Source organism: Frigoribacterium sp. AC512 (assembly GCF_979258295.1).
Genome location: NZ_OZ409850.1, coordinates 2,773,515 through 2,791,184, shown reverse-complemented (window position 1 = coordinate 2,791,184; position 17,670 = coordinate 2,773,515). Strand labels below are relative to the sequence as shown.

Here is a 17,670-nt window from a genome sequence, read left to right as displayed (position 1 = left end):
CCAGTCACGGAAGAGGAAACACCATGGGCATGCAGATCAACACCAACCTCGCGGCGAACAACACCTACCGCAACCTGAACGCCACGCAGAACGACCTGTCGAAGAGCCTGGAGAAGCTCTCGTCGGGCCTCCGCATCAACCGTGCCGCTGACGACGCGGCCGGCCTCGCGATCTCCGAGGGCCTGCGCTCGCAGGTCGGCGGACTGACCGTCGCCGCACGCAACGCCCAGGACGGCATCTCGGTCGTGCAGACCGCGGAAGGCGCCCTGACGGAGGTCCACTCGATCCTCCAGCGTGTGCGTGACCTCGCAGTCCAGGCCGGCAACGACTCGAACAACGGCAAGGCCCGCGAAGCGATCACCACCGAGGTCACGGCCCTGACCGACGAGCTCTCGCGCCTCGCCGACTCGACCAACTTCAACGGCATCAAGCTGCTGGACAAGTCGGCCGGCACCGCAGGCGTCATGAGCTTCCAGGTCGGAGCCAACGGCGACGCTGCCAGCCAGATCACCGTCGACCTGTCGAAGACGGACATCAAGACCCTCGCGACGGACCTGAAGGCCGCGATCGTGACGACGGACGGGTTCGCCAGCGCGACCGTGGCCGCCGCCACCATCACGACGGTCGACACGGCCATCACGGCGGTCTCGACCGAGCGTTCCAAGCTCGGTGCCGTCCAGAACCGCTTCGAGCACGCCATCGCGTCGACCAACGTCGCGAAGGAGAACCTCACGGCGGCCGGCTCGCGCATCCGCGACGTCGACATGGCGGAGGAGATGGTCAAGTACACGCGATCCAACGTCCTCAGCCAGGCCGGCCAGGCGATGCTCGCACAGGCGAACCAGAGCACCCAGGGCGTGCTGTCGCTCCTCCGCTAGTCGTCACCGACCGGCGGATGACCGGCTCCCGATCCCAGCGAGGGCCTGACACCACCTGAGCTCGGCTCCTCCGGGAGCGAACGGTTCACGACCGGTGGTCGGGACGCAGCAGCTGATCCTCTGCGTCCCGGCCCTCGGTCATCCCGAGCGTCGTCGACGACCTCGCCCGCACCTCGTGCAGCACCGCACCACCCGCAGCACAGCACCTCCAGCAGCACCGCACCACCACACCACCCCACTGACTCCCTGCATCCCGCGGTCTCCTCCGCACCTCCTCCAGCTCACCCGCCCCCGTCCCCGAAGGAGCACCCGATGGCCTCGTTCGGCATCGACGGCCTCGTCTCCGGGCTCGACACCACCACGCTGATCAACGGCCTGATGGCGGCGGAGGCGGTGCCCCAGACGATCCTGAAGAACAAGGCGACCGCGAACCAGGCGCTGGTCACCGCGCTCCAGGGCCTCAACACGAAGGTCGCCGAGCTGGCGACCCTGGCGAAGACGACGGCGAAGGCCGACTCGCTCGCCGCGTTCACCGCGAGCAGCAGCTCGAAGGACGTCACGGCCACGACGTCCGCGGCCGCGCTGCCCGGCTCGATCGACTTCACGGTCGGCTCCACCGCGCAGGCGAAGAGCGGCGTCACCGCCGCGATGACCGCCTGGCCCACGTCGCCCGCGACGCTGACGTTCACGTCGGCCGCCGGCAAGGCCGTGGAGGTGACCAGCGCCTCCTCGTCGCTCGACGACCTCGTGCGCGCCGTCAACTCGTCGGAGGCGGGCGTCAAGGCCGTCAAGGTCGCGTCCGGCAAGGACGCCGACGGCACCGTCACGTACCGCCTGCAGCTCACCTCCGCGACGACCGGCGCCGCGGGCGGCTTCTCGGTGCACCAGGGCACGGCCGCCGAGGTCGCCGCCGGCACCGCCCCCGACCTGCTCGCCGCTCCCGGCGCCGCCGTCGTCAAGCAGGCGCGCGACGCCTCCGTCACCCTCTGGGCCGGCACCGCCGCCGAGCAGGTCGTGACGAGCGCGACCAACACCTTCGCCGACCTGCTGCCCGGCGTCTCGGTCACCGTCACGGCGCCGAGCACCGACCCCGTCACGCTCACCGTCGCCCGCGACGGCGCCGCCTCGTCGAAGGTCGCCTCCGACCTCGTGTCGGGGCTGAACGGGATCCTCTCGCTCATCGCCTCGAAGAGCGCGACGTCGACCTCGACCAGCGCCTCCGGGGCCGTGACGGTCACGTCGGGCACCTTCACGGGCAGCTCGACGACGCGCGACGTCGTGCAGAAGCTGACCACGGCGATGTCGTCGCCGATCGGGGGCGTCTCGCCCTCGAGCATCGGCATCTCGATCACGAAGACCGGCGCGTTCGAGTTCGACGAGGCCAAGTTCTCCGCCGCGCTCGCGGCCGACCCCGTGAAGGTGCAGGCAGCCCTCTCCGAGATCGCCGGCCGCGTCGAGGCCGCTGCGACGAGCTCGTCCGACAAGCGCGACGGCAGCCTGACGAAGATCATCACCGGCCAGCAGTCGGTCGTGAAGGACCTCACCGCCCAGATCGCGAACTGGGACGACCGGCTGTCGTCGCGTCGCACCCAGCTCCAGAAGACCTACACCGCCCTCGAGGTCGCGCTCAGCTCGCTCACCGCGCAGCAGAGCTGGCTGAGCAGCCAGATCTCGAGCCTGAGCAAGAGCAGCTGATGGACGCCACCTCCTTCGCGGCGTTCGCCGCCGCCACCCAGCCCACCGCCGTCGTGCAGCGCCAGCGGTCGGAGTACGCCGAGCAGGCCGTGCTCTCGGCGACGCCCGTCCAGCTCGTCACGATGCTCTACGACCGCCTGCTGCTCGACCTCGCCCGTGCCGAGAAGGCCCAGGTCGGCCAGGAGTGGCCGGCCGCGTCCGAGCAGCTGCTGCACGCCCAGGCGATCATCGCCGAGCTCACCTCGTCGCTGCGCGTCGACGTGTGGGACGGCGGCGAGGGGCTGCTCGCGCTCTACAGCTACACCTCGACGGCGCTCGTCAACGCGAACGTGCATCGCGACGTGGCCCTGACCCGCGAGGTCACCGGGCTGCTCGAGCCGCTCCGCCAGGCGTGGCACGAGGCCGCGACGTCGCTCGGCGGCGGGGTGGCCGGCGGCGCCGGTGCGCCCGCGTCGACCGGTGCTGGTGCCGCTGCTCCGGCCGCCGCACCGGCCGCGGCCGCGCCGGCGTTCGCGGCGTCGGCCTTCCCCTCTGCGGCGCCGGCCTCGCCGGCCGCGTCGCAGCCCGGCGCCGGCTCGCCGCTGCCCGTGGGCGTCGCCGCCTTCGGGGCTGCGACCTCCGGCTACGGGGCGACCAACGCCTCCTCGACCTCTCTCGGGGGCGAGCTCGGTGTCGCCTAGGACCGACCGCACCCACGCCGCCTGGCTCGCCGCCCTCGACGAGCTCGAGGCGGTCGCCGGGCGCGACCCGCAGGCCGTCGCCGCCGGTGCCGGTGCGGGCACGATCGGCACCTGGACGCCGCCGGCCGGCCTCGGCCCGCTGCCCCCTGAGCTCGCCGACCGGGCTGCCGCCGTCGCCGGCGCGCAGCGCGGGGCCCTCGCCCGGCTCGACGCCGCACGCAAGGCCGTGCTCGCGCACCTCGGGGTCGTCCGCAGCGTCGAGTCCTCGCACGAGCCCGAGCGCCCGGTGTACCTCGACGCCACCGGCTGACCCCGCCCGGACATCTCAAGGCGCGAGTGATCCGTGCTGCCGCACCCGAACCTCCTGGGGTCCAGGGCCTCGCGGCGACGGATCACGCGCAAATTACGGGCGAGGCGAGACAGCCGAGGAGGCGCTTCCTCAGCCCCAGGGGATGACGCCGACCACGATCGCCACGGCCAGCATCACGAGCGACACGATCGCCGCGCGCCAGAGCACCTTCTTGTGGTGGTCGCCGAGGTTGACGTTCGCGAGGCTGACGAGCAGCAGGATCGCGGGCACGAGCGGGCTCTGCAGGTGCACGGGCTGTCCGACGACCGAGGCGCGGGCCATCTCGACGGGGTCGATGCCGAACGCGGCGCCGCTCTGCGCGAGCACCGGCAGGATGCCGAAGTAGAAGGCGTCGTTGCTCATGAAGAACGTGAGCGGCAGGCTCAGCACCCCCGTGATGACGGCCAGGTACGGCCCCATCGAGGTCGGGATCACGTCGACCAGCCACTGGGCCATCGCGTCGACCATGCCGGTGCCGTTGAGCACGCCGATCAGCACGCCGGCCGCGAAGACCATCGACACGACGCCGACGATGCTCGGGGCGTGGGCGACGATCTCGGCCGACTGCTCCTTGACGCGGGGGAAGTTCACGAGCAGCGCGACCGCCGTCCCGACCATGAACACGTAGGCGAGCGGGAACAGGTCGGCGACGAGCAGCACCATCACGGCGACGGTGAGGACGAGGTTGAACCAGATCATCCGGGGCCGCAGCGTGGGGCGGTCGGGGTCGAGCATCGTGTCGGCCATCGTGACGCCGCCGCCGAGGGAGCCGTTCGCGCTGCCGTCCGAGCCCGAGCCCGCACCCGAGCCGGGGTTGTCGACCGCGCGCTCGCCCGGCCCGTCCGCCCGCGAGCCGTCGGCCCGCCCGCCGCGCACGCCGAGGGCGACGGTCGGGCTGGTGAACATCGAGACGCCGACGCCGGGCCTGCCGGGGCCGCCGCCGCGCGAGGCGCTCGCGAGCTCCTGCGACAGCGGCGACATCGCCGACGCCGCGGCGGCCAGCGTCGACCCGCCGAGCTCGAGCGTCCCGAGACGACGGCGCTCGCGCAGCCCCATCAGCCACGAGAACACGAAGACGAGCACGAGGCCCGCGATCAGCGACGGCACGAGCGGCACGAAGATCTCGCTCGGCTGCACGCCGAGGGCTGCGGCGGCGCGCACGGTGGGCCCGCCCCACGGCACGATGTTCAGCGTCCCGTTCGCGAGGCCGGCGACGCAGGTCAGCACCACCGGGCTCATGCCGAGCTTGAGGTAGATGGGCAGCATGGCCGCCGTCGTCACGATGAACGTCGTCGAGCCGTCGCCGTCGAGCGAGACCGCGCCGGCGAGCAGCGCCGTGCCGAGCACGACCTTCGCCGGGTCGTTGCCGGTCGCCCGCAGGATCAGCCGCACCAGCGGGTCGAACAGCCCGACGTCGATCATCAGGCCGAAGTACATGATCGCGAACATGAGCAGCGCGGCCGTGGGGGCCAGGTCGCCGATCGCCTCGATCACCATGTCGCCGATGCCGAGCCCCGCGCCGGCGAAGAGGCCGAAGATCGTCGGGACCATGATCAGGGCGAGCATCGGCGAGAGCCGCTTGGTCATGATCAGCACCATGAAGGTGAGGACCATCAGATAGCCGAGTACAACGAGCATCAGGACTCCTTCGTCCGTCGGGCGCGGTGGCGCGTCCGGGCACGCTAGCCGGGCACGAGGAGGCGCGTCCTGCTTCTGCGCGTTGGGGCCGTTCCGCACGTTGGCCGCGTTCTGCGCGTTCTGCTCACGCGCCTCCTCGGCTGCGGCCTACGCTGGCGGACGTGACCGACGACAGCTCACGGGCGGCGCCCGCCGCGACGCACGCGTCGGCGACGACCGCGTCCCTGCCGCGGCCCCGCCGGCGCACCCGCTTCGCGACGCAGGTGCTCCTGCTGCAGCTCGCGGTGGTGACCGCGATCGTCCTGCTCACCAGCGCCGTGTTCGTCGGCCTCGCCGTGCAGCGCCTCGAGCGCGAGGCCGAGTCGACGGCGCTCGCCGTGGCGCAGAGCGTCGCGAGCGACGTCGACGTCCGCACCGAGGTCGCGCGGCTGAGCGTCGACGGCACCGCCCTCGACGAGGAGGCGCTGGCCGACGGCGACCTGCAGCGCACGGCGGTCGCCGCCCAGCAGCGCACCGGGGCCCTGTTCGTCGTCGTCACCGACGACCGCGGTGTCCGCCTCGCGCACCCCGATCCCGACCGCATCGGCGGGATGGTCAGCACGAGCCCGGACGCGGCCCTCCGCGGCGAGGAGACCGTCTCGTGGGAGCGCGGCACCCTCGGCGACTCCGCCCGCGCGAAGGTCCCGATCTACGAGGCCGACGCCGCGGCCGGCTCCGATGCCGCTGCCGCCGGCCGGGCCGCGGTCGTCGGCGAGGTCAGCGTCGGCTACGCCCCGGCGCGGGTCTACGACACGCTCCTCCGCGACAGCCTGCCGGTGGCGGCCGTCGCCGTGCTGGCCCTCGGGCTCGGCGTCGTCGCGTCCGTGCTGATCCGGCGTCGCCTCGACCGGCTCACGCTGGGGCTGCAGCCCGACGACCTCGCATCCCTCGTCCAGAACCAGCAGGCCGTGCTCGCCGGGGTCGGGGAGGGGGTGCTCGCGGTCGCGCGCGACGGGCGCGTGAGCGTGTGCAACGAGCAGGCGGCGCAGCTGCTCGGGCTCGGCGCCGGAGCCGTGGGGCGCCTCCTCGGCGACCTCGACCTGCCCGAGCCGCTCGTCGCCCTGCTCGGCCGCGGCCCCGCCCGACCCGAGTCGACGACGCTCGTCGTCGGGCAGCACGTGCTGTTCGTCGACGTGCGTCCGGTGCGGCGCGAGGGGGTCGACCTCGGACGCGTCGCCGTGCTGCGCGACCGCACCGCCGTCGAGGCCCTGACCCGTCGGCTCGACGCGGTGGGTGCGATGACGACCGCCCTGCGCGCCCAGCGGCACGAGTTCGCGAACCGGCTGCACGCGGTCAGCGGGCTGCTCGAGATCGGCCGGGTCGACCAGGCGAAGCGGTACCTGGCCGACGTGCTCGAGCACGGCCCGCTGCGCTACCCCGTCAAGCACGCCGACCGGCTGACCGAGCCGCACCTGCAGGCGTTCCTCGGCGCGAAGGGGGTGGAGGCGGCCGAGCGCGGGGTGCTGCTGCAGCTCGGCCCCGAGACGCTCGTGTCGGGCTCCGTGGTCGAGCCGGGCGACGTGACGACCGTGCTCGGCAACCTCGTCGACAACGCGGTCCGCGCCGCGGTGGCGGGCGGCACCTCGCCGGCCTGGGTGGAGGTCGAGGTGCTCGACGACGGACGAGATCTGCACCTGTCGGTGATGGACTCCGGCCGCGGCGTCGACGACGAGCACGCCGTCTTCGCGCGACGGCCCGCGGCGGAGCCGATCGGCGACGCCGGAGTCGACCCCCACGCCGAGCCCGAGGCCGGTCCCGACCCCGAGCCCGATCCCGACCGCGTGCACGGTCTCGGCTTCGGCCTGCCGCTGTCGCGCGAGATCGCCCGCCGGGCCGGCGGCGACGTTTGGCTCGCGTCGCCGCGCGGCGACGGGCACGGCGCCGTCTTCTGCGCCCGGCTCGTCGGCGCGGTCGACCCGGCGGGGGAGCCCGCCCCCGCACCGACCCCGAGGAGCACCCCGTGACCGACGCCGCCACACCCTCGCCCGTCACCGCGCCCGCACCCGCGCCCCTGACCGTGCTCGTGGTCGACGACGACTTCTTCGTGGCCGAGGTGCACCGTGCGCAGGTCGACGCGCAGCCCGAGCTGCGCGCGCTGCCGGCGGTCGGCACCGTCGCCGAGGCCCGCCGGGTGGTCGCCCGCGAGCGCGTCGACCTCGTGCTGCTCGACCTGTACCTGCCCGACGGCCGCGGGCTCGACCTGCTCCGCGAGCTGGACGTCGACACGTTCGTGCTCAGCGCGGCGTCCGACGGCGAGACGATCCGGACGGCGCTCCGCCGCGGTGCCCTCGCCTACCTGATCAAGCCGTTCGCGGCCGAGCTGCTCGTCGACCGTCTGCGGTCCTGGCTGCGCTTCCGGCACGTGCTCGACGGCGGCACCGACCAGGAGGCGGTGGAGCGCGCCCAGCGCATCCTCCACTCGGGAGACGCGCGCGCCTCCTCCCGGTCGCGCTCGGCGACGGAACAGGCCGTGCTGGAGGCGGTGGTCGCCTCCTCCGTCGAGGTCTCGGCCTCGGAGGTGGCCGACCAGGTCGGCGTCAGCCGCGCGACCGCGCAGCGCTACCTCGCGCAGCTCAGCGCCGACGGGCAGCTCGCGATGCAGCTGCGCTACGGCGCGACCGGCCGGCCAGAGCACCGCTACCAGCGCTGCTGACCCTCGAGTTGCCACTTCGCGGGCCTCTGAGGCACGCGAGACCCCGCCGACCGGCAACTCGAGAGGTCACACGGGCGGCTGGGGGACGTACTCGATGCCGCGACGGACCTGCTTGGCTCGCGCCGCACCTCCCAGGCGCATGACGAGGTGCAGCGCCATGTCGATCCCGGCGCTGACGCCCGCCGACGTGATGACGTCGCCGTCGTCGACGAAGCGCTCGTCCTCGCGCACGTCGATCGTCGGGTCGAGGCTGCCGAGCAGCACCGTCGAGCCCCAGTGCGTCGTCGCGGCACGCCCGGTGAGCAGGCCCGCCGCGGCGTAGACGAGGGCGCCCGTGCACACGCTCGTCATCAGCGGCACCGTCTCGGCCTGCTGCCGCACCCACTCGAGGCGCTCCTCGTCGTCGAGGTGGGCGCGGGTGCCCTTGCCGCCCGGGTAGATCAGCACGTCGAGCGGCGGCAGGTCGTCGATCGTCGTGTCGGGCAGCACGCGGAGGCCCTTCGCCGCGGTGACCGGGCCGGGCGCGTCGCCGAACGTGATCACTTCCCAGCCGTCGCCGGGGTGCGCCTTCGTCCAGTACGAGAGCACCTCCCAGGGGCCGATCGCGTCGAGCTCCTCGTACTGGTCGAACAGGAAGATGCCGATCGTCTTGGTCATGCCCCCAGTCTCGTCGCGGGACGACAGGACGTGCGCACCGCAGGCGGCCGGCGGGCCGGGGCGAGTCTCAGCTCGCGAGGACGAGCACGGCGACCGACGGCCGCGCGACGGTCACCGGAACCACCAGAGCGACGGCAGCTCGAGGGGCGGCGGCCGCAGGAACGCGATCCACGCGCCGAGCGGCCACAGGAGGAGCGGCACGACCACGACCACGACGACGACCGCCGCGACCATCCCGAGCACGACGAGCCCCACGACGCCGCCGAGCGAGCGGCCCAGCACGTGACGCACCCGGTCGGCGTCGTCCACGTCGCCGTCGACGGTGGCCGGCTCGACCCCGTCGGCGGTGCCGAAGAGGCGTCGGGCGTCGTCCAGCCCGTCGGGCCACGCGTCGTCGTCGCTCACGACCCCAGTGTCGCTCACGCCCCCGTGTCGCACCGCGCCCCCACTCCGGGGGCACGTGCCCCGCGCGGCCTTACGCACCCCCGGCCCGCGCCGATAGAGCGCCCTGAGCACGGATCGCTCGACCCCTCGGCCACGGATCGGCCCCCAGACCACACCACACCCCCGGACGGGCACCATGCCGATCGAATCCGTGACCCAGGCGGCGCTGCAGAGCGCCCTGGACGGTCTCTCGCTGCGCCAGAAGACCATCGCCGCCAACATCTCGAACGTGAACACGCCCGGCTACCAGGCCAAGCGCGTGCAGTTCGAGGAGGCGCTCGGCCGGTCCGTCGCCCAGGGCGGCGCCGCGCAGGGGGCCGGCCACGTGCAGGCCACGACGCAGCGCTCGCTCGAGCCGACGCGACTCGACGGCAACAACGTCAACCTCGACACCGAGACCCTGTCGAACATCGACACCGTGCTCCGGTACCAGTTCGCCACCCAGGCGATGAACGGCGAGCTGACCAGCGTCCGCGCCGCGTTCAGGACCAACTGATGACCGCCTTCGACGCGATCGGCATCGCGAGCACCGGCCTGACCGTGCACCGCAAGTGGCTCGACGCCGTCTCCGACAACATCGCCAACGTCAACACGGTCAAGTCGATGGACGACACCGCGTTCCAGGCCCGCTACGTCGAGGTCCAGGAGGGCGCCGGCACCAGCGGCGTCTTCGTCAAGGCCGACCGCTACGGCAGCGAGGCCGGCCGCGTCACCTACCTGCCCGACCACCCGCTCGCCGACGCCGAGGGATATGTGCGCATGCCCGACATCGACCTGGGAGCCCAGATGGCCGACCTGATCATGGCCCAGCGCGGCTACCAGGCGAACGCCGCCGTGGTCGACCGCGCCAAGACCGCCTACGAGGCCGCTCTCCAGATCGGCCGCGGCTGATGCCGGTCGGAGGAGTCCCCGCGATCGGGGCCGTGGCGCCCACGGGCTACGCCGACGTGTCCGCACTGCTCGAGGGCGGCGCGGTCGGCGGCGCAGGAGGCGCGTCGTCCGTCACCGGGACCACCGGCGCGGCCAGCGCCTCCGGTGCCGCCTTCGGGTCGAGCATGGTCGGCGCGGTCGAGGGCCTCCAGCAGCTGCAGAGCCAGTCGAAGACGCTCGCCGTGAAGGCCGTCACCGGCGACCTCACCGACATCCACGACGCGACCATCGCGGCCACCCGTGCCCAGGTGACGCTCGAGCTCGTCGCCGCCGTCCGCAACAAGGGCGTCGACGCCTTCACCGAGATCATGAGGATGCAGGCCTGATGCCGACCGCAGTGCAGAACTCCCTCGCCCGGATGCGGGCGACGATGGGCGGCTTCTCCGTCGCCCAGAAGACCATCGCGGTGATCATGATCGCCGCGCTCGTGCTCGGCACGGTCGCCCTCGTGAGCTGGCTGACGAAGCCGAGCTACTCGCCGCTGTTCAGCGGCATCGAGCCCGCCGACGCGAGCGCCATCGTCGAGCAGCTCAAGGCCGACGGGGTCCCCTACGAGCTGACCGCGGGCGGCGGCACGATCCTCGTGCCCGAGGAGCACGTCTACCAGGAGCGCCTCACCGCCGCCGCGGCAGGCCTGCCCTCGACCGGCGGCCAGGGCGGCTACTCGCTGCTCGACACCATGGGCGTCACCTCGTCCGAGTTCCAGCAGGACGTCACCTACAAGCGCGCCATCGAGGGCGAGCTCGCCAAGACCATCTCGGCGATGGACGGCGTGAAGACCGCCACCGTGCAGCTCGCGATCCCCGAGGAGTCCGTCTTCGTCGCGGAGCAGCAGGACCCCACCGCGTCGGTGTTCGTCGAGACGCAGGGCGGCGTGACCCTCACCAGCAAGCAGGTGCAGGCGATCGTCAACCTGACCAGCGCCTCCGTCGAGGGCATGGCGACGACCGACGTCGCCGTCACCGACTCGACCGGCGCCGTGCTCTCACAGGTCGGCACCGGGGCCGTCGGCGGCGCCGGCGACCAGGCCAGCGACTACGAGTCGAAGGTCCAGACCGCCGTGCAGACGATGCTCGACAAGGTCGTCGGCCCCGGCAAGTCGTCGGTGATCGTCGCCGCCGACCTCGACCAGAGCTCGGGCACGAAGGTCACCGAGTCGTTCGCGCAGCCCACCAGCGGCCCCATCGCCCTCAACGAGTCGAGCACCACCGAGCAGTACGGCGCGGGCTCCGGGGGAGCGGGCGGCACCGGTGCGACCGGCGTGCTCGGCCCCGACAACATCGCCGTGCCGAACGGCACCGGCACGGGCACCGACGCGGCCGGCACCCCCACCGCGACCGGCGACGACGGCTACGTCAACGAGTCGGCCACGAAGAACAACGCCGTCGACAAGGTCACCGAGACGATGAGCGTGCCCGCAGGAGGCGTCAGCCGGCAGACCGTGTCGGTCGCCCTGGACGCGAACGCGGCCTCCGGCGTCAACATGCAGAGCATCAACGACCTCGTGCGGAACGCCGCGGGGATCGACACGGCGCGCGGCGACGCGGTCGAGGTCGCCCTCGTGGACTTCGACACGGAGGGCGCCGAGGCCGCGAAGGCGGCGCTCGCCGCGGCCGACGCGGCCGCCGCCTCCGAGGCGATGTGGGGCACGATCCGCACCGTCGGCATCGTCGCCCTCATCGTGATCGCGCTGATCGTCGGCCTGGTCGTCTTCGCGAAGAAGAACAAGCGGCACGACCGGGAGGACGTCGACCTCGGCGAGCTCGCGGCCGGCAACGCCGCCCAGACCTGGGACGCGACCATGCGGCTCGACCTCGACGACGCGGGCGCCGCCTCCCGCCGTCAGCTGCTCGCCGACGAGGCCGCCACCGTGGCCCTGCCGGTCGCGGCGCCCGAGCCCTCGCCCGAGTACGTGTCGGCCGAGCGCCGCCGCGCCGAGATCGACGCCCTCGCCGAGCGCGACCCCGAGAAGACCGCCGAGCTGCTGCGCGGCCTGATGGACGAGCGGGTCCAGTCGTGAGCGCGACCGCGTCCGCTGCGGACCTGACCCCGACGCAGGCGTTCGGGGTGCCCGCCGCGTTCGGTGCACCTGCCGCGCGCCCGGCGCTGACGGGGCCGCAGAAGGTCGCGGTCATCCTCATGCAGATGGAGCAGGCGCACGCCGCCGTCGTCATGAAGCAGTTCAGCGAGGAGGAGGCCGAGGAGATCACGGCCGAGATCGTCAAGCTGCGCCGCGTCGACCCCGCCGTGGCCGAGTCCGCCGTGGCCGAGTTCCACGACCTGACCCGCTCGGGCCGCTACCAGCGCCGCGGCGGGCACGACGTCGCCGTCGGCCTGCTCGAGGCGTCGTTCGGCTCGGAGCGCGCCGCCGGCGTCATGGAGCGGCTCGCCTCGAACGCGATGGGCAAGAGCTTCGAGTTCCTCGACGAGGCCGACCCCGGCCAGGTCATCACCCTGCTCGACGGCGAGCTGCCGCAGACCATCGCCCTCGTGCTCGCGCACCTGCGGCCGCAGCAGGCCTCGGCCGTGCTCGCCGGCCTCGACGTCGCCGCCCGCACCGACGTCGCGCAGGCCATCGCCACGATGGGCACCGCCACGCCCGAGGCCGTCGGCATCGTCGCGACCACGCTCAAGGTGCGTGCCGGCGCCGTCGTCGCGCCGCGCGAGCAGGTCGAGGTCGTGGGAGGCATCCAGCCCCTCGTCGAGATCATCAACCGCAGCGACAGCGCCACCGAGCGCGCGCTGCTCGACGGCCTCGACGAACGCGACCCCGAGCTCGCCGAGGAGGTCCGCTCGCGGATGCTCACCTTCGAGGACATCGTCAAGCTCGAGTCGCGCGACATCCAGCAGGTGCTCCGCGGCATCGACGCCGCCGTGCTCGCGACCGCGATGAAGGGGGCGCTCGCCGCCGTCGTCGAGGTCATCCGCGGCAACGTCTCGGAGCGCAACCGCGAGCTGCTCGACGACGAGCTGCAGTCGATGGGCCCCGTCCGCAAGTCGCAGGTCGAGGAGGCGCGGGCCGAGGTCGTCCGTGCCATCCGCGAGCTCGAGGCGCTCGGCACGATCACGATCCACCGCGCCGACGAGGACGCCCTCGTCGAGTAGCCCCCGCTGCCCGCGGCTGCCGCTGCTGCGGCTGCCGCTGCCGCCGCCCTCGAAATTTGAGAGTGATCCTGCTCCAGGCGCCCAGCCCGGTCCGGCCCTGTGCCCTCGCGGGAGCGGATCTGTCTCGCTTTGCGGCGTCCGCTGCGGGTGCCCGCCCCGCCGGTCGGCAAATGCCGACCGGCGGGGCGGCAATACGGGGATATCCGGGTACCGGAACGCGGTCCGGGCTCGTTCTGTCGGGTTCTGCAGGGTCCCGCGCTGGTCGGCCCGCGCCTCCTCGGCCCACGACGAGATCACTCTCAATTTTGAGAGTGATCTCGTCGTGGGCGGGCCATGGGCGGGGTCAGGCGGCCCCGTTCCGGAAGATCTGTCTCCGTTTGCGGTCGCAGCCCACGAACGAGCCTGGGCCAGCGCCGCAGATTTCCGGGGGCAGGGGTTTCGAGCCCAGGAGGCGCGGTCGAGCTGAGCAGGATCTCTCTCGCTATGCAGGCCGCAGGCGGCAGGCGGCAGGCGGCAGGCGGCAGTCGAGGTGCGACGCGAGGCCGCTGCGCTAGCCGACGGCGATCTCGCGCAGCACCGCGAGGTGCGCGGTCCAGGCGGCGCGCCCGTCCGGCGTCAGCTTGAGCGACGTACGCGGCCGCTTGCCGACGAACCCCTTCGACACCTTCACGAACCCGGCGGCCTCGAGCGTGCTGATCTGCTTGCTCAGCGCGGAGTCGGTCACCTGGACGGCGTCCCGCAGGTCCTTGAAGTCGAGCTGGTCGGCCGCCGCGAGCGCCGCCACCATCGAGAACCGCACCGGCTGGTGCAGGGTCTCCGACAGCCGGAGGCGCGGGTGCGGACCGCGGGACGTGCCGTCGCCCCCCGCGCCGGCGACGCCCCCCGAGCCCGAGCTCGCACCCGCACCCGCACCCGCACCCGCACCCGCGCCTGACCCCGCACCCGAGCCCGACCCCGCACCCGAGCCTGACCCCGCACCCGAGCCCGGCCCCGTGTCCGACCCCGACCCCGACCCTGCGCCGGCGACGCTCATCGCTCCGCCTGCCGAGCCTCGTGCGTCGCCGCGGCGACGGAGACGACCATCAGCGCGGCGGCCAGCACGCAGGTGCCGACGACGTCCTCGCCCTGGGACGAGCCGACGACGACCATCGCCACGACGTAGATCGCGAAGATGGCCCCGAGGTACAGGCCCCAGCGGCGGCCGAACCCGATGCGGTGCGACCGGAGGAAGGCGAGCTGGAACGCCACCACGGCCGCGATCCAGACCAGCAGCGCGATCATCGCCACGAAGTAGTTCGTGCCCGTCGTGAGCCCGAGGGCGAGCGTGCCGAGCGAGAGCACGGAGCCGAGCGAGAGCAGCACGGCGACGCCGGGCCAGCCGGCCCGAGCGGTGGCGTGGCGCCCGGTCGAGTCGGCCTCGGCCAGCAGCTGGCGGGCCTCGTCCGGCGTGGGGAGCCTGGTCTGGTCGGTCATGGTCTCGTCCTCTCGTCGATGTGTTCCCACTCTAGGAAGTACTTTCTCGTTAAGCAAGTACTTTCTGATTGCCTGGACAAGTCCGCACCGCGCACCCTGCCCCCGTTCGGGGCAACGCCTTACGCGCCCCCCGCGACCTGCCGAGAGTCGCCCTTGAGCACGGATCGCTCGACCCCTGGCCACGGATCGGCCGAACCGCCCTCCCTCCTGAACGGCCCGTCGATGCTCGATCCCGCGATCTCCGCCTCGGAGACGATCTCCGCCCCGGAGTCGTTCTCGCGCGTCGTCTACCCCTCGCTCACGGAGGTGCGGTCCGGCTCGTCGACGACCGCCCCCGCACTCGACCCCGGTCACGCCGTGACCCGCGGCACCGGCATCGGCGCGGTCGCCGGCCTCGGCGGTGCCCACGGTGCCGCCGCCCGCAGCGCCTCGCTCCTCTCTCCCCACGCCGACCCCGACGCCGCCGCACGCGCGGCCCGTGCCGAGGCCCGCGGCCACGCGGCCGGCTACGCGGCGGGCCTCCGTGCCGCCGAGGCCGACCTGGCCGCGCGTCGGGTCGCGACGGACGCCGAGCACCTCGAGTCCGTGACGCGCCTCGAGCGCTCGCTGGCCGCCTCCTTCGCCGCGCTCGACACGGCCGCCGAGGCGCTGCGGCAGCGGGTCGCGCCGGTGCTCGCCGAGTCCGAGGAGGTGCTGGTCCAGACCGCGCTCGACCTCGCCTCGGCGGTGGTCGGCTACGAGGTCGCGGCGTCCGAGCCCGACGTCCGAGCCGGGAGCAGCCTCGCGGCCGAGCACGACGGCGTCGCCGAGCACCGCGCCGCGGCCGAGCACCTCAGCGCGGCCGAGCACCGCGCCGCCGTCGAGCACCCCAGCGCCGCCGAGCACGCCGCCGCCCCGCACCCCGCCGGCCCCCGTGAGGGCCGCACGGCCCGCGCTGCCGTCGCCCGCGCCCTCGACGGCCTCGACCGCTCGCTGGTCGTGGGCGTGCGCCTGCACCCGGCCGACCTGGCCGCCCTCGGGGACGCGGTCGCCGCCTCCTCGGTGCCGCTCGTCGCCGACTCCCGGCTCGCCCGGGGAGACGCCGAGGTCGACCTGCCCGCCGGCCTCGTCGACGCCCGGCTCGTCACCGCCCTCGCCCGGGCGCGCACCGCTCTGCTGGGGGGATCGTGACCCTCACCGCACCCGCCCGGACCCGGCTGGCCGCCGCCCGCGCCGCCGCGCGCCCGCAGCGCGTCGGCAGCGTCGTCAGCGCCGTCGGGCTCGGCATCACCGTGCGCGGCCTCGACGCTGCGGTCGGTGACGTGCTCGAGATCGGCGTGCCCGCCACCAGCACGGACGCCGCCTCCCTCGGCGCCGGCGCGAGCAGCGTCGGCGCGGCCAGCGTCGGCGCGGCCTCCGGCACGACCGGCGCCGCCGCGGCCTCCGGCACGACCGCCTCCGCCACGACGTCCGCCGCCTCCGCCCTCGCCGAGGTGGTCGCGACCACCCCGGACGGCCTCCGCTGCATGCCGCTCGGCCGCCTCACGGGCGTGACGGCCGGCACGCCGGCGCGCTCGACCGGCCGCCCCCTCCTCGTCCCCACCGGCACCGGCCTCTTCGGCCGCGTGCTCGACGGCCTCGGCCGTCCGATCGACGGCAAGGGCCCCCTCCGTGCCCCCGACGGAGCCGGCGTCGACCTCGTCCCGCTGCACCACGAGACCCCGTCGGCGATGCACCGCGCGCGGATCGACACCCCCCTGCAGCTCGGCGTCCGCGTGCTCGACACGCTGACGACCGTCGGGCGCGGGCAGCGCGTCGGGCTCTTCGCCGGCTCGGGCGTCGGCAAGTCGTCGCTGCTGTCGATGATCGCCCGGGGCACCGACGCGCAGGTCAGCGTCATCGCCCTCGTCGGCGAGCGAGGCAGGGAGGTGCGCGAGTTCCTCGAGGACGACCTCGGACCCGAGGGCCTCGCCCGCTCCGTCGTCGTGGTGTCGACCAGCGACGAGCCGGCGCTGATGCGACTCCGTGCCGCGTTCGTCGCGACCCGCATCGCGGAGTCGTTCCGCGACCAGGGCGCCGACGTCGTGCTGATGATGGACTCGCTGACCCGCGTGGCGATGGCCCAGCGCGAGATCGGGCTGTCGGTCGGCGAGCCGCCGGCGACCCGGGGCTACCCGCCGTCGACCTTCTCGGTGCTCGCCGAGCTGCTCGAGCGTGCCGGGACCGACCGGATCGGCTCCGTCACCGGCCTGTACACGGTGCTCGTCGACGGCGACGACCACAACGAGCCCGTCGCCGACGCGGCCCGCAGCATCCTCGACGGGCACGTCGTGCTCGACCGCAAGCTGGCCGTGACCGGGCACTTCCCGTCGGTCGACGCGCTCGGCTCGGTCTCGCGCGTCGCCTCGAAGGTGACCACCGCCGAGCAGCGCGCCGCCGCCACGAGCCTCCGGAAGGTGATGGCCGCGCGTCGCGCCGCGCAGGACCTGCTCGACGTCGGCGCCTACCAGCGGGGCACGAACCCGCTCGTCGACGCCGCGGTCGAGCACCAGGGCGCGATCGACGCGTTCCTGCAGCAGGGCATGGACGAGCGCGCCGACACCGCCGCCTCGTGGGCCGGACTCGCCCAGCTGACCGCCCGACTCGGAGGTGCCTGATGGCCCGCGCCTTCTCCCTCCTCGGCCTCCTTCGGCTGCGCCACGCGCAGCAGGACCAGGCCGCCGGGCACCTCGCCGAGGCGAACGACCGGCTGCGCGACGCGGCCGACCGTCGCCTCGCCGCCAAGCGCACCCTCGACGACGGGCCCGCCCAGGTGACGGACGCGGCCATGCTCAGCGCGATCGCCGCCTCCCGCGCGTCGAGCCGGGCGATGCTCGCCGAGCTCGACGCCGTCGCGGCACGCCGCCGGGCCGAGGCGGAGGAGGCGCAGACGGCGTTCGAGGCGGCGCGCCGGGCCGCGATCGGCCTCGAGAAGCTCGAGGCCGCGCACGCCGTCGAGGCCGCCGCCGAGGACCTCCGCACCGAGCAGGCCGCCCTCGACGAGATCGCCGGCCAGTCGTGGCGGGTGCGCCAGGCCGAGGCCGCCGCCTCCACGACCACACCGACCACACCGACCACCACCTCGACGCCAGGAGGCGCACAGTGAGCCCC

General features: G+C 73.9%; 19 protein-coding genes. 14 read left to right on the top strand and 5 right to left on the bottom strand.

Going from position 1 to position 17,670, the window contains the following annotated elements; translation table 11 throughout:
• Window positions 1–23: 23 nt before the first annotated feature.
• From ACZZ97_RS12885 to ACZZ97_RS12870, 4 genes are all read left to right on the top strand, one after another.
• Window positions 24–878: a flagellin N-terminal helical domain-containing protein gene (locus ACZZ97_RS12885; protein WP_463473392.1), complete on the top strand. Its 855-nt coding sequence runs from the start codon at window positions 24–26 to the stop codon at window positions 876–878.
• Window positions 879–1,190: 312 nt separating this feature from the next.
• A complete protein-coding gene (fliD, locus tag ACZZ97_RS12880; protein ID WP_463473391.1) occupies window positions 1,191–2,573 on the top strand; it encodes a flagellar filament capping protein FliD in 1,383 nt (460 codons plus the stop codon).
• Window positions 2,573–3,253 carry a flagellar export chaperone FliS gene (gene fliS / locus ACZZ97_RS12875; protein ID WP_463473390.1) on the top strand — a complete coding sequence of 227 codons (681 nt, stop codon included), beginning with the start codon at window positions 2,573–2,575 and terminating at the stop codon, window positions 3,251–3,253. Before fliD ends, fliS begins: the two co-directional genes overlap by 1 nt.
• Window positions 3,243–3,563, top strand: a complete 321-nt coding sequence (locus tag ACZZ97_RS12870) for a hypothetical protein (RefSeq protein WP_463473389.1) — start codon at window positions 3,243–3,245, stop codon at window positions 3,561–3,563. Before fliS ends, ACZZ97_RS12870 begins: the two co-directional genes overlap by 11 nt.
• Before the next feature lie 129 nt (window positions 3,564–3,692).
• Here the strand turns inward: ACZZ97_RS12870 and ACZZ97_RS12865 are convergent, their stop codons facing one another.
• Window positions 3,693–5,240 (bottom strand): CitMHS family transporter, encoded by a 1,548-nt coding sequence (locus tag ACZZ97_RS12865; protein ID WP_463473388.1) that lies wholly within the window; start codon window positions 5,238–5,240, stop codon window positions 3,693–3,695.
• A 161-nt stretch (window positions 5,241–5,401) separates the two neighbouring features.
• On the opposite strand from ACZZ97_RS12865, the gene ACZZ97_RS12860 reads away from it, so the two are divergent.
• A complete protein-coding gene (locus ACZZ97_RS12860; protein WP_463473387.1) occupies window positions 5,402–7,243 on the top strand; it encodes a sensor histidine kinase in 1,842 nt (613 codons plus the stop codon).
• A complete protein-coding gene (locus ACZZ97_RS12855) occupies window positions 7,240–7,932 on the top strand; it encodes a response regulator (protein ID WP_463473386.1) in 693 nt (230 codons plus the stop codon). Before ACZZ97_RS12860 ends, ACZZ97_RS12855 begins: the two co-directional genes overlap by 4 nt.
• A 66-nt stretch (window positions 7,933–7,998) precedes the next feature.
• Here the strand turns inward: ACZZ97_RS12855 and ACZZ97_RS12850 are convergent, their stop codons facing one another.
• Window positions 7,999–8,589: a DJ-1/PfpI family protein gene (locus ACZZ97_RS12850; protein ID WP_314103707.1), complete on the bottom strand. Its 591-nt coding sequence runs from the start codon at window positions 8,587–8,589 to the stop codon at window positions 7,999–8,001.
• Between the two features lie 111 nt (window positions 8,590–8,700).
• Window positions 8,701–8,994, bottom strand: coding sequence for a hypothetical protein (locus ACZZ97_RS12845; protein WP_314103709.1), 294 nt, complete (start codon window positions 8,992–8,994; stop codon window positions 8,701–8,703).
• A 175-nt stretch (window positions 8,995–9,169) separates the two neighbouring features.
• On the opposite strand from ACZZ97_RS12845, the gene flgB reads away from it, so the two are divergent.
• From flgB to fliG, 5 genes are read left to right on the top strand one after another with little or no spacing between them, the layout of a single operon-like run.
• Window positions 9,170–9,529 carry a flagellar basal body rod protein FlgB gene (flgB, locus tag ACZZ97_RS12840; RefSeq protein WP_314103710.1) on the top strand — a complete coding sequence of 120 codons (360 nt, stop codon included), beginning with the start codon at window positions 9,170–9,172 and terminating at the stop codon, window positions 9,527–9,529.
• Window positions 9,529–9,924, top strand: a complete 396-nt coding sequence (locus tag ACZZ97_RS12835) for a flagellar basal body rod protein FlgC (RefSeq protein WP_314103712.1) — start codon at window positions 9,529–9,531, stop codon at window positions 9,922–9,924. The genes flgB and ACZZ97_RS12835 overlap by 1 nt, the downstream gene beginning before the upstream one ends.
• A complete protein-coding gene (gene fliE / locus ACZZ97_RS12830; protein WP_314103714.1) occupies window positions 9,924–10,289 on the top strand; it encodes a flagellar hook-basal body complex protein FliE in 366 nt (121 codons plus the stop codon). The genes ACZZ97_RS12835 and fliE overlap by 1 nt, the downstream gene beginning before the upstream one ends.
• Window positions 10,289–11,983, top strand: coding sequence for a flagellar basal-body MS-ring/collar protein FliF (gene fliF / locus ACZZ97_RS12825; protein ID WP_463473385.1), 1,695 nt, complete (start codon window positions 10,289–10,291; stop codon window positions 11,981–11,983). The genes fliE and fliF overlap by 1 nt, the downstream gene beginning before the upstream one ends.
• Window positions 11,984–12,030: 47 nt before the next feature.
• The gene (fliG, locus tag ACZZ97_RS12820) at window positions 12,031–13,068 is read left to right on the top strand and encodes a flagellar motor switch protein FliG (RefSeq protein WP_314103717.1); all 1,038 of its coding nucleotides are present in this window, start codon (window positions 12,031–12,033) and stop codon (window positions 13,066–13,068) included.
• Between the two features lie 550 nt (window positions 13,069–13,618).
• On the opposite strand, the gene ACZZ97_RS12815 is transcribed toward fliG, so the two are convergent.
• Together ACZZ97_RS12815 and ACZZ97_RS12810 are read right to left on the bottom strand one after the other, a co-directional pair.
• Complete coding sequence (locus ACZZ97_RS12815; RefSeq protein WP_463473384.1) at window positions 13,619–14,101, bottom strand: winged helix-turn-helix domain-containing protein; 483 nt, start codon at window positions 14,099–14,101, stop codon at window positions 13,619–13,621.
• Window positions 14,098–14,541, bottom strand: a complete 444-nt coding sequence (locus tag ACZZ97_RS12810) for a hypothetical protein (RefSeq protein ID WP_463473383.1) — start codon at window positions 14,539–14,541, stop codon at window positions 14,098–14,100. Before ACZZ97_RS12810 ends, ACZZ97_RS12815 begins: the two co-directional genes overlap by 4 nt.
• A gap of 222 nt (window positions 14,542–14,763) precedes the next feature.
• Here ACZZ97_RS12810 and ACZZ97_RS12805 point away from each other — a divergent pair, with 222 nt between their 5' ends.
• Genes ACZZ97_RS12805 through ACZZ97_RS12795 form a run of 3 tightly spaced genes read left to right on the top strand, consistent with a single transcriptional unit; the run spans window position 14,764 to window position 17,665 of the window.
• Window positions 14,764–15,711, top strand: a complete 948-nt coding sequence (locus tag ACZZ97_RS12805; RefSeq protein ID WP_463473382.1) for a FliH/SctL family protein — start codon at window positions 14,764–14,766, stop codon at window positions 15,709–15,711.
• A complete protein-coding gene (locus ACZZ97_RS12800; protein ID WP_463473381.1) occupies window positions 15,708–17,177 on the top strand; it encodes a FliI/YscN family ATPase in 1,470 nt (489 codons plus the stop codon). Before ACZZ97_RS12805 ends, ACZZ97_RS12800 begins: the two co-directional genes overlap by 4 nt.
• On the top strand, window positions 17,177–17,665 hold the full coding sequence (locus ACZZ97_RS12795) for a hypothetical protein (RefSeq protein ID WP_463473380.1): 489 nt from the start codon (window positions 17,177–17,179) through the stop codon (window positions 17,663–17,665). Before ACZZ97_RS12800 ends, ACZZ97_RS12795 begins: the two co-directional genes overlap by 1 nt.
• The last annotated feature ends 5 nt before the right edge of the window (window positions 17,666–17,670 follow it).